This is a genomic window from Variovorax sp. HJSM1_2, from assembly GCF_049316285.1.
In the GTDB taxonomy this organism is placed as follows: domain Bacteria; phylum Pseudomonadota; class Gammaproteobacteria; order Burkholderiales; family Burkholderiaceae_C; genus Rhodoferax_B.
On the sequence record NZ_JBMOXA010000008.1, the window covers coordinates 73460 to 88977 of the forward strand.

Annotated in this window: 11 protein-coding genes; all 11 read left to right on the forward strand. The window is 60.4% G+C overall.

What is annotated here, in order from left to right:
* Positions 1-15 precede the first annotated feature (15 nt).
* The 11 genes from ACFQ95_RS10905 to ACFQ95_RS10955 all read left to right on the forward strand — a co-directional run bounded on the left by ACFQ95_RS10905 (position 16) and on the right by ACFQ95_RS10955 (position 15500).
* Entirely contained in the window at positions 16-681 is a 666-nt protein-coding gene (locus ACFQ95_RS10905; RefSeq protein ID WP_422830886.1) for a type 4a pilus biogenesis protein PilO, read from the forward strand.
* The gene (locus ACFQ95_RS10910; RefSeq protein ID WP_422831120.1) at positions 681-1223 is read left to right on the forward strand and encodes a pilus assembly protein PilP; all 543 of its coding nucleotides are present in this window, start codon (positions 681-683) and stop codon (positions 1221-1223) included. The genes ACFQ95_RS10905 and ACFQ95_RS10910 overlap by 1 nt, the downstream gene beginning before the upstream one ends.
* Positions 1220-3352, forward strand: coding sequence for a type IV pilus secretin PilQ (pilQ, locus tag ACFQ95_RS10915; protein WP_422830887.1), 2133 nt, complete (start codon positions 1220-1222; stop codon positions 3350-3352). The genes ACFQ95_RS10910 and pilQ overlap by 4 nt, the downstream gene beginning before the upstream one ends.
* A gap of 26 nt (positions 3353-3378) precedes the next feature.
* A complete protein-coding gene (locus tag ACFQ95_RS10920) occupies positions 3379-5133 on the forward strand; it encodes a hypothetical protein (protein ID WP_422830888.1) in 1755 nt (584 codons plus the stop codon).
* 18 nt (positions 5134-5151) lie between these two features.
* Positions 5152-5700, forward strand: coding sequence for a shikimate kinase (locus tag ACFQ95_RS10925; protein ID WP_422830889.1), 549 nt, complete (start codon positions 5152-5154; stop codon positions 5698-5700).
* Between the two features lie 91 nt (positions 5701-5791).
* Positions 5792-6910 (forward strand): 3-dehydroquinate synthase, encoded by a 1119-nt coding sequence (gene aroB / locus ACFQ95_RS10930; protein WP_422830890.1) that lies wholly within the window; start codon positions 5792-5794, stop codon positions 6908-6910.
* Positions 6911-6975: 65 nt separating this feature from the next.
* Complete coding sequence (locus ACFQ95_RS10935) at positions 6976-8148, forward strand: deoxyguanosinetriphosphate triphosphohydrolase (protein WP_422830891.1); 1173 nt, start codon at positions 6976-6978, stop codon at positions 8146-8148.
* A 61-nt stretch (positions 8149-8209) separates the two neighbouring features.
* A complete protein-coding gene (locus ACFQ95_RS10940) occupies positions 8210-8812 on the forward strand; it encodes a DUF1415 domain-containing protein (protein ID WP_422830892.1) in 603 nt (200 codons plus the stop codon).
* Entirely contained in the window at positions 8809-9699 is an 891-nt protein-coding gene (locus tag ACFQ95_RS10945; protein ID WP_422830893.1) for a class I SAM-dependent methyltransferase, read from the forward strand. Before ACFQ95_RS10940 ends, ACFQ95_RS10945 begins: the two co-directional genes overlap by 4 nt.
* A 184-nt stretch (positions 9700-9883) precedes the next feature.
* Positions 9884-10582 (forward strand): transposase, encoded by a 699-nt coding sequence (locus ACFQ95_RS10950; RefSeq protein WP_422830894.1) that lies wholly within the window; start codon positions 9884-9886, stop codon positions 10580-10582.
* Between the two features lie 181 nt (positions 10583-10763).
* Positions 10764-15500, forward strand: coding sequence for a glutamate synthase-related protein (locus ACFQ95_RS10955; protein ID WP_422830895.1), 4737 nt, complete (start codon positions 10764-10766; stop codon positions 15498-15500).
* The last annotated feature ends 18 nt before the right edge of the window (positions 15501-15518 follow it).

A 15518-nucleotide genomic window follows, 5' to 3' on the forward strand; every position in this document is an offset into this window, starting at 1 on the left:
TCTGCACCCCGCATCATGGCCAAGAAACCAAATACCAAGATCGATTTTGCGCAGCTACAAGAAAGTGTAGTGCGCCAATTCCGGGGCTTGAATCCGTCTGATCCGTCCGTTTGGCCGGTACTCCCTCGTGCGTTGCTGTTGCTGGCGGTGGCACTGTTTGTGGTGGCCGCATTGTGGTACTTGTGGCTCAGCGGGTTTGAGGACGAGCTGCGCGTCGCGCGGGATAAAGAAGCCGAGTTGCGTGGCGTGTACACCCAGCGCATGACCAAGGCGGTCAATCTGGAAGCCTTGAAGCAGCAGCGTGAACAAGTGCAGCAATACGTGACACAACTGGAGAAGCAACTCCCGAGCAAGGCCGAAATGGCAGCGCTCCTGTCGGACGTGAACCAAGCCGGCCTGGGCCGCAGCCTGCAGTTTGACTTGTTCCGCCCTGGGCAAGTGGTGGTCAAAGAGTATTACGCCGAGTTGCCGATTGCCGTGCGGGTCACGGGGCGCTACCACGACATTGGCGCATTTGCCTCCGATGTGGCGAATCTCTCGCGCATCGTCACCTTGAACAACATGACGTTGGCGCCCGCGAAAGATGGGACCCTGTCCATGGATGTGACCGCACGGACCTTCCGTTATCTGGACAAGGACGAAATCGCGGCACAGCAAAAAGCCCCGGGGGCGAAGAAATGATGCGCCGCGCAGCTTGGATATTGGCCTTGGGCCTGCCGCTGTTGCTGGCAGCTTGCGGCAACGCGGGTGAAGAAGAATTGCGCCAATGGATGGCCGAACAGCGGGCACAGGTGAAGCCGCGGATTGCACCGCTCGTGGAACCTAAGAAATTTGTGCCCCAGGCCTACACCGGTGAAGGCGCGATCGAACCCTTTAGCAGTCAGCGCTTGACCCAGGCGTTGCGCCGGGATTCGACCCAGTCGACGTCGAACACCGCGCTGATCGCTCCAGAGATGGCGCGGCGCAAAGAGTCGCTGGAAGCGTTTCCGTTGGACAGCATGACCATGGTCGGAAGCCTGCGTCGTGCGGGCGAGCCTGTGGCATTGGTGAGGGTGGACAACTTGCTGTATCAGGTGCGTGTGGGCAACCACTTGGGCCTGAACTATGGGCGGGTTCTGAAAATAGATGAATCAGAGCTGACCCTCAGAGAAATCGTACAGGACCCCACGGGTGACTGGATCGAGCGTCCGGCGAGTTTGGTGCTACAAGAGAGAGCGAAATGAATAATCAACATCGAACGGCATGGCGCGCCCGAGACAAGGCCCTGGCAGCTTGTCTCCTGGCTTTTGCGTCCGTGTCTGCATACGCCCAGAGCGTTATTGAATCCGTCACCGGCTCGCTTCAGGGTGGTGCTGAAGTGATCCGTATCGAACTGACACAACCACTGGCGGCATTGCCCTCGGGTGTCGCGATCCAGTCGCCGGCGCGCATCGCGCTGGATTTTCCGGGTGTGGCCAACGGTATTGGCCGCTCGGCAGTCGAGATCAACCAGGGCAACTTGCGCTCCGTGAATGTGGTGCAGGTGGGCGAGCGCTCGCGTGTGGTGCTGAACCTGAAGCAGGCGACTTCGTACAAGGCCGAGATCCAAGGCAAGGCATTGTTGGTGGTGCTCGACCCGGTGGCCGCACCGGCGCAAACAGCGGTCGCTGCTCCGACCTTTGCCGAAGGCGTTCACACCGATGCCATGCCCATCAAGGACGTCGACTTCCGCCGGGGCACGGATGCTGCCGGGCGCGTGATTGTGGCCTTGGCCAACAACCAGGTGGGTGTTGACGTGCGCCGCCAGGGGCCTAGCCTGATCGTCGATTTTCTCAACAGCACCTTGCCCCAGGGCCTGCGCCGCCGCTTGGATGTGACCGATTTCGGCACCCCGGTGCAGTCTGTGACTACCACCCAGGTCGGCGATCGGGTGCGTATGCAGATCGAGCCCAAAGGCGAGTGGGAGCACAGCGCTTACCAGAGTGACGGCCAGTTCGTGGTGGAAGTGCGCCAGCTCAAAGCCGATCCGGGCAAGTTGACCCAGGGTCCTGGCTTCAGAGGTGAGAAACTCTCGCTCAATTTCCAAAGCATAGAAGTGCGCTCGTTGCTGCAAGTGATTGCCGACTTCACCAACTTCAACGTGGTGACCTCTGACTCGGTGACGGGCTCGCTCACGTTGCGCTTGAAAGACGTGCCCTGGGACCAGGCGCTGCAGATCATCATGGACGCCAAGGGCTTGGGCATGAAGAAGAGTGGCACCGTCTTGTGGATTGCGCCCAAAGACGAGCTGGATGCGCGCGCCAAAAAGGACCTTGAATCCCAAGCTTCGCTGGAGAGCCTGGAGCCGCTGCAAACCCAGGCCTTCCAGATGAACTACGCCCGGGCTGCAGACATCGCTGCGCAGATTACCAACGCCGGTACCACTTCGTCGGGCACAAGCAGCAGCCGTTTCCTGAGCGCCCGCGGCACCGCCATTCCCGAGCCACGCACCAACCAATTGTTTGTCACCGATGTCGCCAGCAAACTGGCTGCCGTGCAGGAACTGGTGAAGCGCTTGGACGTGGCGGTGCGCCAAGTGCTGATCGAGGCACGTATCGTCGAGGCCTCAGACACTTTTGGCAAATCGCTCGGTATCAAACTGGGTTCTGCCGATTTGCGTGCGCAGAATGGCGGCGACGGTGGCTACCAACTCTCAGGCAATAACCGTGTGGCTTTCGGTACCAACTACAGCAACGTGGTGGCCTCCAGCGGTGCCAATGGCACGGTGGACACGACCAGCAACTTCGTGAATCTGCCGGCAACTTCGGCAACGGCAGAGGTGGCCTCGTTTGCCGTGTCTATCTTCAACGCCACGGCGAACCGATTCCTGAACCTGGAAATCTCGGCACTGGAATCTGACGGCAAGGGCAAGCTGGTGTCGAGCCCGCGCATCGTCACGGCCGACCAAACCAAGGCGCTGATCGAGCAGGGCACGGAGTACCCCTACCAGGTGGCTACCTCCAGCGGCGCCACCTCCATTGCCTTCCGTAAAGCCAACCTGAAATTGGAAGTCACTCCGCAGATCACCCCCGAGGGCAACATCATTCTCGATCTGGACATCAACAAGGACAGCCGCGGCGAAACCACGGTGGCCGGTATCGCCATCAACACCAAACACATCAAGACCCAGGTGCTGGTGGAGAACGGCGGGACGGTGGTGATTGGCGGGATCTTCACGCTGGACGAACAAGACACCGAAAACAAGGTGCCTTTCTTGGGTGACATCCCTTACGCGGGTGTTTTCTTCAGAAACAAGTCCCGCACCACGAACAAACAAGAAATGCTGGTGTTTATCACCCCGAAAATGATTGTCGAGCGCGCGCAAGTGCGCTGACCTGAAATTCAAGGAAACTAGAAAAAATGCGTTATTTGAAATACCTGTTGGGTGGGATGCTGACGGCGGCCTTGGTGGCCTGCGGAGGAGGGGGGGGGAATCCAGGGACGCCTAGCAGCGGCAGCGGTAGCAGCTCTGGATCTACAAATACCACCTCTTCGGTAAGTGACTTTTATATCTCCACTGACAAGAGCACCATTAATAACAGTGGCTCTGATTCAGCGAAGTTGACGGTCATTGCAGTGAATGCAAACAACAACATTGTTGTGGGTGCGACTGTGGCCGTTGCGACCGACAACAACACCGTCTTTGCGCCTACATCAGGTGCGGTTACAGACGCCAATGGCTCTTACTCAGGCACGATCTCTATTGGCGCCAGTAAGGCGGATCGCGATGTCACAGCTACAGTGACGATCAACGGCAAAACAAAAAAAGTGCTGGTGCGTATTGCGGGTAGCAAAATTACATTGCAAGCCACGCCTTCAGCGCCCACGCCAGGGCAAGCAGTCGTTTTAACTGCAACCCTGGTCGACTACTCAAATAATCCTATTGCTGGAAGTGTTGTGTCCTTCGGTGGATCTATTCCAGCCCTGCAGGGGCAGTCGGCGAGCACTGCGTCTAGTGGTGTGGCCACTAAAAGCTTTACTGCCCCCAGTGCTTCTGGGGTTTATACGGTTACTGCATCTGGCAGTGGCGTACAGGCAGCCGACTATCAGTTGCAAGTATTTGCGAGTGCCGGGGCTGTGCCGGCAGCGGTTATTCCGTCTGGTGCCTTGCCTTCTCTTTCGGCTTCGCCCAACGTACTTTCCGTAAACGCATCAGGCTTTACGACCAACAAGTCAACGCTTAAGTTTTTGTTTCTTGACGCATCCAATAATCCCATCCCTAACGTGCGTGTTCGGTTTGATGACACTACGACTGGATTGCCCAAAGTAGGTTCTTCGCTGAGCACCGGCTCAGCGACATCCTATACAGATGTGTCTGGCAGTACCACCTCTCAATATATTGCAGGACAAAATAGCAGCCCGACCAATGGTGTGACAGTACGAGCCTGTTACTCGGCCGTGGACTTCACTTCCGCAACCGATTGCCCAGCGTCGTTGACGGCGTCCTTGACCGTTGCTGGTCAAGCACTGGCCATCTCGATCGGCAATGACAACTTGTTAGAGGCTGGGTCCGGTACCTATATCAAGACCTTTACGGTAACGGTTGCAGATTCTGCTGGTCGTCCTGTGTCTGGTGCAGCCGTAGATATCTCTGTTGATTTAAGCCATTTTGGAAAAGGCCAGTACGCCTATCCATTCAGGGATGGTAGTGGTGCGGCGATTCCCTCCACTCAGTGGCTTAGCGTTGTCCCTACTTCCTTGATCGACTCATACCCTTCTGTGAGTACGATTCCCTCCACCCGAGGGGAACGAGTGTGGTGTGCAAATGAAGACACCAACCGAAATGGAAGTGTTGATCCAGGTGAAAACGTGAACGGAAGTGTGGACAGCAACGGTCAAGCTACCTTGGAGCCACGCAAGAGTGACTTGCTGGTTCGCTACGCTGACCCCGCAGTGACAACGACAAATGCGAGCGGGATTTTGTTGATTAAGGTCGAGTACTCGCAACGCTTCGCCACATGGTTGGCCTACCGCGTTCGTGTCACTACCAACGTCGCCGGATCCCAGGGTATGGCTGAAGGTCTGTTTCTGACCACGTTTATTGACGGCGATCAAACCAATGGTTCGTTCCTTGTGCCTCCATACGGCTCAGGTGCCTGCAACAGCCCAAGCTAAGTCGGGTCATGAGGTGTTGTGCTGATTAGTTTAGTAGGCCTCCCCGGCTCCGGTAAATCCACGGTCGGGCGGCAATTAGCGCGGCGGTTGCAACTCTCCTTTATCGACTCAGACCACGAAATCGAGCAGCGTATCGGCTGCTCGATCCGTGAGTACTTCGAGCGTGAAGGGGAGGCGCGTTTTCGCGATATCGAGCAAGAGGTCATAGACGCGCTGAGCCAGGGTGGCCCAGGCGTGTTGGCCACGGGGGGCGGTGCCGTGTTGCGTCCCACCAACCGGCAAGTGCTGCACAGCCGTTGCCAGGTGGTCTACCTCAAGTCATCCCCGGAAGAGTTGTTTCGCCGCTTGCGCCATGACGTGAGCCGCCCGTTGTTGCAGGTGGAAGACCCACTTCGGCGCCTGCGTGATTTGTTCACCCTGCGCGACCCGCTCTACCAGGAGACGGCGCACGTCACCATTGAGCCGGTGCGCAGTTCCGTGCCATCGGTGGTGCGGTCCATCATCTCCACCTTGGGCCTGCCCGATGTGGCGCCGCCGCTGCCAGCGCCGCCACCGGCAAGCGCTTAACGGCTGATGACTTGGTGATGTGTGTCAGCTTCGCGCCGTACACTTGGCAGACGCCATCTTCACGCCATTTACTTCGCAGGTTTGACCCGTTATGACCACCGCCACCGTCCGCACCGAGCAGGTATCCATTGACCTTGGCGAGCGCAGCTACCCTATCCTGATCGGCTCCGGTCTTCTCGACCAAGCAGCCACCTGGGCGCAGCTTCCCAAGGCTGCCGCTGCGCTGATCGTCACCAACGACACCGTGGCGCCACTCTATGCGGCGCAGTTGGCAAAAGCCCTGGGCGCGCATTACGCCGCGGTGCACACGGTGGTGCTGCCCGATGGCGAGGTCCACAAAGACTGGAGTACGCTCAATCTGATTTTTGACGCCTTGCTGCAAAAGGGTTGCGACCGTAAAACCGTGCTGTTTGCATTGGGCGGCGGGGTGGTCGGCGACATGACCGGGTTTGCCGCCGCGAGCTATATGCGCGGCGTGCCGTTTGTGCAGGTGCCCACCACGCTGCTGGCGCAGGTGGATTCGTCCGTGGGAGGCAAAACTGCAATCAACCACCCGCTGGGCAAGAACATGATAGGCGCGTTCTACCAGCCGCATCAGGTGGTCTGCGACCTAGGCAGCTTGAAAACGCTGCCACGCCGCGAACTCAGTGCCGGCTTGGCCGAGGTCATCAAATACGGCCCGATTGCCGACATGGCGTTCCTCGACTGGATCGAAGCCAACCTGGATGCCATGCTCGCCGGTGACGTGGCGGCGCTGGCCTATGCGGTCAAGCGCAGCTGTGAAATCAAGGCCTGGGTGGTGGCGCAAGACGAACGCGAAGGCGGCCTGCGCGCCATTCTCAACTTTGGCCACACCTTTGGCCATGCCGTGGAATCAGGCATGGGTTACGGCGCCTGGCTGCATGGTGAAGGTGTGGGTTGTGGCATGGTGATGGCCGCCACGCTGTCACAGCGGCTGGGTTTGATCGATGGCAAGCTGGTGGCGCGCCTGATGCGCTTGATCCACCATGCCGGTCTGCCGGTGCAGGGCCCGCTGCTCAGCGACATCGACAACGCCGGCCGCTACCTCGAATTGATGCGTGTAGACAAAAAGGCCGAGGCCGGTGAAATTCGTTTTGTGGTGATCGACGGCCCCGGCAAAGCGGCCATGCGCAGCGCCCCCGATGCACTGGTGCGCGAAGTGATTGATGCTTGCTGTGTATCGGTTTAGTGCTCTTTTTATGAGAGCTTGCCGCGCAACATTTATAAGCCTAAACGGCTGATCTGAGATTCAATATGCTCGCCCCCTACGCCTGTGATCCCGCGCAGTCCCGAGGGCGCCGCTACTTTGAATCCTCCGCGCCCACGCGCACCGAGTACCAGCGCGACCGCGACCGCATCGTGCACTCCACGGCGTTTCGCCGGCTGGTCTACAAAACACAGGTGTTCCTCAACCACGAGGGCGACCTGTTTCGCACACGGCTCACCCATTCGCTGGAAGTGGCGCAACTCGGTCGTTCCATCGCGCGCTCGCTTCAGTTGAATGAAGACCTGGTGGAAGCCATTGCGCTGGCGCATGACCTGGGCCACACACCGTTTGGCCATGCCGGCCAGGACGCGTTAAACGCCTGCATGCGCGGCCACGGCGGCTTCGAGCACAACCTGCAAAGCCTGCGCACCGTGGACAGCCTGGAAGAGCGTTATCCGGCTTACGACGGGCTGAACCTGACGTTTGAAACCCGTGAAGGCATTCTGAAGCATTGTTCGCGCCTCAACGCTGTGGCACTAGAGGCCGCCGCCGATGCGGCCGGGCCCAACCCGCTGGGTGATGTGGGCCGGCGTTTTCTCGACCACACCCAGCCCAGCCTGGAGGCGCAACTGTGCAACCTGGCCGACGAGATTGCCTATAACGCCCACGACGTGGACGACGGCGTGCGCTCGGGCCTGATCACCCTGGAGCAGTTGCAGGAGGTCGAGTTGTTCGACTACTACCGGCGGCAAGCGCTGGCCGAGTTTCCCCATCTGAGCGGGCGGCGTGTATTGTTCGAGAGCATCCGCCGCATGCTCAGCGCCCAGGTGTACGACGTGATCACCGCCACCCGGTCGGCCCTGCAACTGGCGCAGCCCGAGAGTGCCGACGCGGCACGGCGCTGTGCGCCGCTGCTGTGCTTCAGCCCCGAAATGCGCGCCCAGGCGCTGCCGCTGAAGCAGTTCCTGATGCGCAACCTCTACCGGCATGCACAAGTCATGCACATGACCAGCCAAGCCAAACAGGTGGTGGAGGAGCTGTTTGCGCTGTATGTGGGCAACCCGGCCGCCATGGCCAGGGGTTATGCGGCGCGCGCAGCCGCGGTGCAGGGTGAGCCAGATGCCGTGGCGCGTGTGGTGGCCGACTACATCGCCGGCATGACCGACCGTTTCGCCCTGGCCGAACACGAACGCCTGACGGGCCGCCGCCTGGTGGCGTAAGCCCTTGCGGCACGCGGAAGCGGCCGCGCCGGTAAAATCGCGCCCTTTGCCGGAACACTTTATGCACGCCCCCGACGCTGTCGATTCTGCTGCCGACGCCTTCGTGGTGCAGCGCATGCAGAACTGGCTGACCCGTGCCGTCATCGGACTGAACCTGTGCCCGTTTGCCAAAGCCGTGCACGTGAAAGAGCAAATCCATTACGCGGTGTGCCGTGCTGCGGGCAAAGACGCCGAAGAGATCTTGCTGCAAGCCTTGGCCAAAGAACTGCGCGATCTGCTGGCACTCGACGCTGAAGTCCGCGACACCACCGTGCTGATCGCGCCCGACATGCTGGGCCACTTTCTCGACTTCAACGACTTTCTGGGCCGCGCCGACGATCTGCTGGTGCGCATGGAGCTGGAGGGCGAGATCCAGATCGCCAGCTTCCACCCGCTGTACCAGTTCGGCGGCACCGACGCCGACGACATCGCCAACTACACCAACCGCGCGCCATACCCCACGCTGCACCTGCTGCGTGAAGACAGCATAGACCGCGCGGTGGAGGCCTTTCCCGAGGCCGAGGCCATCTACGAGCGCAATATGCAAACGCTGGAGCAGCTCGGCCAAAGTGGCTGGGATGCACTGGACCTTGGCGCGGTGCCGCATAAACCAACATCGCCATGAGCAAACAGAAAAAACCAAACCCAGCGCCCGTGACGGACGCCGCCGCCATTGCGCCGGAGATCGCCCCGGGCCAGTCGATAGAGCTGCTCAAGGCGCTGCACATCCTGACGCGCGACGGCAAGCTCAACCAAGACTCGCGGCGCAAACTCAAGCAGGTCTACCACCTGTTCAACTTCATCGAGAAGCTGCTCAAGGAACTGCCACCTTCGCTGGAAGAAAAAGGCGTCACGCTGGCCGACCACGGCGCCGGCAAGTCCTACCTTGGCTTCATCATTTATGACCTGTTTTTCAAGGCGCTGAACCAGGGCTGGATCTACGGCATCGAAAGCCGTGCCGAGCTGGTGTTGAAATCACAAGAGCTGGCCGCCACGCTGGGCTTTGAACGCATGGCGTTTCTGAACGTGAGCGTGGCCGAGTCCACCCATTCGCAGCAACTGCCCGAGCAGATCGACGTGGTCACGGCCTTGCATGCCTGCGACACCGCTACCGACGACGCCATTGCCTTTGGCCTGGCCAAACGTGCGCGCGCCATGGTGCTGGTGCCGTGTTGCCAGGCCGAAGTGGCGGCGTGTCTGCGGCAAAACAAGGCGCTGCAGCTGTCGCGCACACCGCTGGCCGAGCTGTGGCGCCACCCCATACACACGCGTGAAATCGGCAGCCAGATCACCAACGTGCTGCGCTGTCTGTACCTGGAAGCCTCAGGCTACCAAGTGACCGTGACCGAGCTGGTGGGCTGGGAACACAGCATGAAAAACGAGCTGATCGTCGCCAAATACACCGGCCAGAAAAAGCGCAGCGCCGCCGAACGCCTGACCAGCCTGATGGCCGAGTTTGGCATAACCGATTTGCAGGCCACGCGCTTCCCCTTGCCTGCGGCTGCGGCGTAAACCAGCCGCGCCACGCCGGCGCGGCCCCGCCCCGTAGCCGGTGCCCATGCGCCAAGTGCTTGATGCGCCACCTCAAGCTGGGGCTTGCAACTGCCCGAGGCCACGATTTGCGCAGAAACGCTGCTTGGAAGAATAGGGGACAGAACGCCAGTAATATCGCGCATCACTCCAAGGTACTGTGCACATGGCTCGGCTTCCCCGTCTCACCATCCCCGGTTTGCCGCACGTTCTGGTGCAGCGCGGCAATAACCGTCAGGCGATTTTTGCCGTGTCTGAAGACTACGTTTTTCTGCTGGCGCTGCTGGAAGAAAACAGCCAGCGTTACGACGTGGCGGTGCACGCCTATGTGCTGCTGCAAGACCAATTCCAGGTGCTGCTCACGCCCGGTTCGGTGGAAGGCCTCTCAAGCTTCATGCAGGCGGTGGGGCGGCGCTACGTGCGTTATTTCAACGACCGACACGGCCGCAGCGGCACCTTGTGGGAAGGGCGCTACCGCTCCACCGTGCTGCAGCCCGAGCGATTTTTGCTGCCGGCGATGGTGGCCATTGAGCAAGAGCCCATCCGGGCGGGCCTGGTGCCAGAGGCCAGGGCCTACGCGTGGTCCAGCCACGGCCACTGGATAGGCCAGCGCGTGGACCGTTGGCTCAGCCCGCATGCGGTGTACTGGGCTTTGGGCAACACGCCATTTGCGCGCGAAGCGGCGTATGCCGAATTGGTGCAGGCGGGTATTTCCAGCAGCGAACACCGGCATTTGATGGACGCCGTGCTCCATGGTTGGGCGCTGGGCGACGCTGAATTCGTTGCAGATTTGCAAACCCAAACCGAGCGGCGTTTACACAAAGTGTCTGCCGGGCGCCCAGCCATGGTCAAAAAACAAGACTGAAATAGGCCATTCAAGCATGTCCACATTGCGAGAAATGCTCTTGAATTTAATGTGTCCCTAATTAAATGTAAATTAAATTGGTCAACATTTAATTGGTTTCTGACCCTAATTGTTCTGCTTGGCATTCTTGTTGCAGTGCACTATGCTTGCCATCCCTGCGATATACCAATAGGAGAGCGCCATGACGACGGCTGCCGAGATCCAACATCTCAAAGACCACGGTTTGTATTCATCCAACAACGAGCATGACGCTTGTGGTCTGGGTTTCGTCGCCCACATCAAGGGCGAGAAACGTCATGACATCGTGACGCAGGCGCTCAAGATCCTGGAAAACATCGACCACCGTGGCGCGGTGGGGGCCGACAAGCTCATGGGCGACGGTGCCGGCATCCTGATCCAGATTCCCGACGCCTTGTACCGTGAAGAAATGGGCAAGCAGGGTGTCACGCTGCCGGCTGCCGGTGAATACGGCGTGGGCATGATCTTCCTGCCCAAGGAGCACGCCTCGCGCCTGGCATGTGAACAAGAGATGGAACGCGCCATCAAGGCCGAAGGCCAGGTGTTGCTGGGCTGGCGCGATGTGCCGGTGGACCGCGAAATGCCCATGTCGCCTAACGTGCGCAAGACCGAGCCGGTGCTGCGCCAGGTGTTCATCGGCCGTGGCGACGACGTCATCGTGCAAGACGCGCTGGAGCGCAAGCTGTACGTCATCCGCAAGACCGCTAGCGCCAACATCCAGAACCTCAAGCTCAAGCACAGCAAAGAGTATTACGTGCCCAGCATGTCCAGCCGCACGGTGATCTACAAGGGCTTGCTGCTGGCCGACCAGGTGGGTGCCTACTACCTCGACCTGCAAGACCCACGTTGCGTCTCGGCCATCGGCCTGGTGCACCAACGTTTCTCGACCAACACCTTCCCAGAGTGGCCACTGGCGCACCCATACCGCTACGTGGCACACAACGGTGAAATCAACACCGTCAAGGGCAACTACAACTGGATGAAGGCGCGCGAAGGCGTGATGGCTTCGCCCGTGCTGGCGGCCGACCTGCAAAAGCTCTACCCCATCAGCTTCGCCAACCAGTCCGATACGGCCACGTTCGACAACTGCCTGGAACTGCTGACCATGGCGGGTTACCCCATCAGCCAGGCCGTGATGATGATGATCCCCGAGCCGTGGGAACAACACACACAAATGGACGAGCGTCGCCGCGCGTTCTATGAATACCACGCCGCCATGATGGAGCCATGGGACGGCCCAGCCTCCATCGTCTTCACCGACGGCCGCCAGATCGGCGCCACGCTGGACCGCAACGGCCTGCGCCCCTCGCGTTACTGCGTGACCGACGACGACCTGGTCATCATGGCTTCTGAATCCGGTGTGCTGCCCGTGCCCGAGAGCAACATCGTGCGCAAGTGGCGCCTGCAGCCCGGCAAGATGTTCCTGATCGACCTGGAACAAGGCCGCATGATCGACGACGAAGAGCTCAAGGCCAACGTCGTCAACACCAAGCCCTACAAGCAGTGGATCGACAACCTGCGCATCAAGCTTGACGACGTGGTTGGTGGTGGTGAACCCGCCAGCGCCACCGAAGGCGAGGTGAGCCTGCTCGACCGCCAGCAAGTCTTTGGCTACACACAAGAAGATCTGAAGTTCCTGCTCTCGCCCATGGCGCAAGCCGGTGAAGAAGGCATTGGCTCCATGGGCAACGACAGCCCGCTGGCCGTGCTCAGCGACAAGAACAAGCCGCTGTACAACTACTTCCGCCAGATGTTCGCGCAGGTGACGAACCCGCCGATCGACCCGATCCGCGAGGCCATCGTGATGTCGCTGGTGTCGTTCGTTGGCCCCAAGCCCAACCTGCTGGACATCAACCAGGTCAACCCACCGATGCGCCTGGAAGTGTCGCAACCGATTCTCGACTTTGCCGACATGGCCAAGCTGCGCGACATCGAGAAGCACACCCACGGCAAGTTCAAGAGCTACACGCTGGACATCACCTACCCCGAAGCCTGGGGCCGTGAAGGTGTAGAAGCCAAGCTGGCCTCGTTGTGCGCCGAAGCGGTGGACGCGATCAAGGGTGGCAAGAACATCCTGATCATCAGCGACCGTGCCGTGAGCGCCTCGCAAGTCGCCATTCCGGCACTGCTGGCCTCCAGCGCCATCCACCAGCATCTGGTGGTCAAGGGCCTGCGCACCAGCACCGGCCTGGTGGTGGAAACCGGCACCGCGCGTGAAGTGCACCACTTCGCCGTGCTCGCCGGTTACGGCGCAGAAGCCGTGCACCCCTACCTCGCCATGGAAACCCTGGCCGACCTGCACAAGGATCTGCCGGGCGACCTGTCGCCAGAAAAAGCCATCTACAACTACGTCAAGGCGATTGGCAAGGGCTTGTCTAAGATCATGTCCAAGATGGGCGTGAGCACCTACATGAGCTACTGCGGTGCGCAGTTGTTCGAGATCATCGGCCTCGACACCGACACCGTGAACAAGTACTTCACCGGCACGGCCTCCAAGGTCGAAGGTATCGGCGTGTTCAAGATCGCCGAAGAAGCGCTGCGCATGCACAAGGCCGCGTTTGGCGAAGACCCGGTGCTGGCCAACATGCTCGACGCTGGCGGTGAATACGCCTGGCGTGTGCGCGGCGAAGAACACATGTGGACGCCCGACGCCATCGCCAAGCTGCAACACAGCACACGCGCCAACAACTGGAGCACGTACAAAGAGTACGCCCAGTTGATCAACGACCAAAGCCGCCGCCACATGACGCTGCGTGGCCTGTTCGAGTTCAAGATCGACCCGGCCAAGGCTATCTCGGTCGACGAAGTTGAACCCGCCAAGGAAATTGTCAAGCGTTTTGCCACCGGCGCCATGTCCATGGGCTCGATCTCCACCGAAGCGCACACCACGCTGGCCGTGGCCATGAACCGCATCGGCGGCAAGAGCAACACCGGCGAAGGTGGTGAAGACGCGAACCGCTACCGCCAGGAGTTCAAGGGCATCACCATCAAGCAGGGCCAGACCCTGGCCGACATCATCGGCAAGGACGTGGTTGAGTCCGACTACCCGCTCAACGAAGGTGACTCGCTGCGTTCGCGCATCAAGCAAGTGGCATCGGGCCGCTTTGGTGTGACGGCCGAGTACCTGTCCAGCGCCGACCAGATCCAGATCAAGATGGCGCAAGGTGCCAAACCCGGTGAAGGCGGCCAATTGCCCGGTGGCAAGGTGACCGAATACATCGGCAAGCTGCGCCACTCGGTGCCAGGCGTGGGCCTGATCTCGCCGCCACCGCACCACGACATCTACTCGATTGAAGACTTGGCGCAGCTGATCCACGACTTGAAGAACGTGGCACCACACGCCAGCATCAGTACCAAGCTGGTGTCGGAAGTAGGCGTGGGCACCATCGCCGCAGGCGTCACCAAGTGCAAGAGCGACCACATCGTGATCGCCGGGCACGACGGCGGCACCGGTGCATCGCCTTGGTCGTCCATCAAACACGCGGGCGGCCCCTGGGAAATCGGCCTGGCCGAAACCCAGCAAACGCTGGTGCTGAACCGCCTGCGCAGCCGCGTGCGTGTGCAGGCCGATGGCCAGATGAAGACCGGCCGCGACGTCGCCATTGGCGCGTTGTTGGGCGCTGATGAATTCGGCTTCGCCACCGCACCGCTGGTGGTTGAAGGCTGCATCATGATGCGCAAGTGCCACCTCAACACCTGCCCGGTGGGTGTCGCCACGCAAGACCCGGTGCTGCGCAAGAAATTCCAGGGCAAGCCCGAGCACGTGGTGAACTTCTTCTTCTTCATCGCCGAAGAAGTGCGCCAGATCATGGCCCAGCTGGGCATACGCAAGTTCGACGACATGATAGGCCGTGCCGACCTGCTGGACATGCGCAAAGGCATCGCCCACTGGAAGGCCAGCGGCCTGGACTTCAACCGCCTGTTCGCCTTGTCCAATGCGCCAGCCGATGTGCCGCGTTACCACGTGGAAAACCAGGACCACGGTCTCGACAAGTCGCTCGACAACGTGCTGATCGAGCGTTCGCGTCCGGCCATAGAGCGTGGCGAAAAAGTGCAGTTCATGGAAGTGGCGCGCAACGTCAACCGTTCGCTGGGCGCCATGCTCTCGGGCGCGCTGACCAAGGTGCATCCAGATGGCTTGCCAGACGACACCATCCGTATCCAGCTCGAAGGCACGGGTGGTCAGTCGTTCGGCGCGTTCCTGGCCAAGGGCATCACGCTGTACCTGATAGGCGACGCCAACGACTACACCGGCAAGGGCTTGTCGGGCGGCCGTATCGTGGTGCGTCCTAGCATTGACTTCCGTGGCATCTCCACACAAAACACCATCGTTGGCAACACCGTCATGTACGGCGCCACCAGCGGTGAATCGTTCTTCAGCGGCGTGGCCGGTGAACGTTTTGCGGTGCGCCTGTCGGGTGCCACCACGGTGGTGGAAGGCACGGGCGACCACGGTTGTGAATACATGACCGGCGGCACCGCCGTCATCCTGGGCAAGACCGGCCGCAACTTTGCGGCGGGCATGAGTGGTGGTGTGGCTTACGTGTACGACGAAGACGGCCAGTTCAGCAAGCGCTGCAACCCCGCCATGGTCACGCTCGAAAAAGTGCAAACCGCCGCCGAACAAAAGGCCAGCGGCGTGCAGCCCATCCACTGGCACATGGGTGAGACCGACGAAGCCCAACTGCGCAAGCTGCTGGGCGACCACAACCGCTGGACCGGCAGCCGCCGGGCCCGCGAACTGCTCGACAACTGGACTGAGGCGCGCCTGAAGTTCGTCAAGGTGTTCCCTAACGAATACAAACGCGCACTGAGCGAACGCAAAGAGCCAAAAGCCGTTGCAGCGCCCGCTGCAGCTGCGAAAGCAGCTAGCAAAAAAGAAGCGGTCGCAGCCAAATAAGCGCTAAGAAAACGTCGC

What these genes read in the sequence shown, in the direction of transcription:
- ACFQ95_RS10905 (WP_422830886.1), top strand. Translation starts at nt 16, where the DNA reads ATGGCCAAGAAACCAAATACCAAGATCGATTTTGCGCAGCTACAAGAA.
- ACFQ95_RS10910 (WP_422831120.1), top strand. Translation starts at nt 681, where the DNA reads ATGCGCCGCGCAGCTTGGATATTGGCCTTGGGCCTGCCGCTGTTGCTG.
- pilQ (WP_422830887.1), top strand. Translation starts at nt 1,220, where the DNA reads ATGAATAATCAACATCGAACGGCATGGCGCGCCCGAGACAAGGCCCTG.
- ACFQ95_RS10920 (WP_422830888.1), top strand. Translation starts at nt 3,379, where the DNA reads ATGCGTTATTTGAAATACCTGTTGGGTGGGATGCTGACGGCGGCCTTG.
- aroB (WP_422830890.1), top strand. Translation starts at nt 5,792, where the DNA reads ATGACCACCGCCACCGTCCGCACCGAGCAGGTATCCATTGACCTTGGC.
- ACFQ95_RS10935 (WP_422830891.1), top strand. Translation starts at nt 6,976, where the DNA reads ATGCTCGCCCCCTACGCCTGTGATCCCGCGCAGTCCCGAGGGCGCCGC.
- ACFQ95_RS10940 (WP_422830892.1), top strand. Translation starts at nt 8,210, where the DNA reads ATGCACGCCCCCGACGCTGTCGATTCTGCTGCCGACGCCTTCGTGGTG.
- ACFQ95_RS10945 (WP_422830893.1), top strand. Translation starts at nt 8,809, where the DNA reads ATGAGCAAACAGAAAAAACCAAACCCAGCGCCCGTGACGGACGCCGCC.
- ACFQ95_RS10950 (WP_422830894.1), top strand. Translation starts at nt 9,884, where the DNA reads ATGGCTCGGCTTCCCCGTCTCACCATCCCCGGTTTGCCGCACGTTCTG.
- ACFQ95_RS10955 (WP_422830895.1), top strand. Translation starts at nt 10,764, where the DNA reads ATGACGACGGCTGCCGAGATCCAACATCTCAAAGACCACGGTTTGTAT.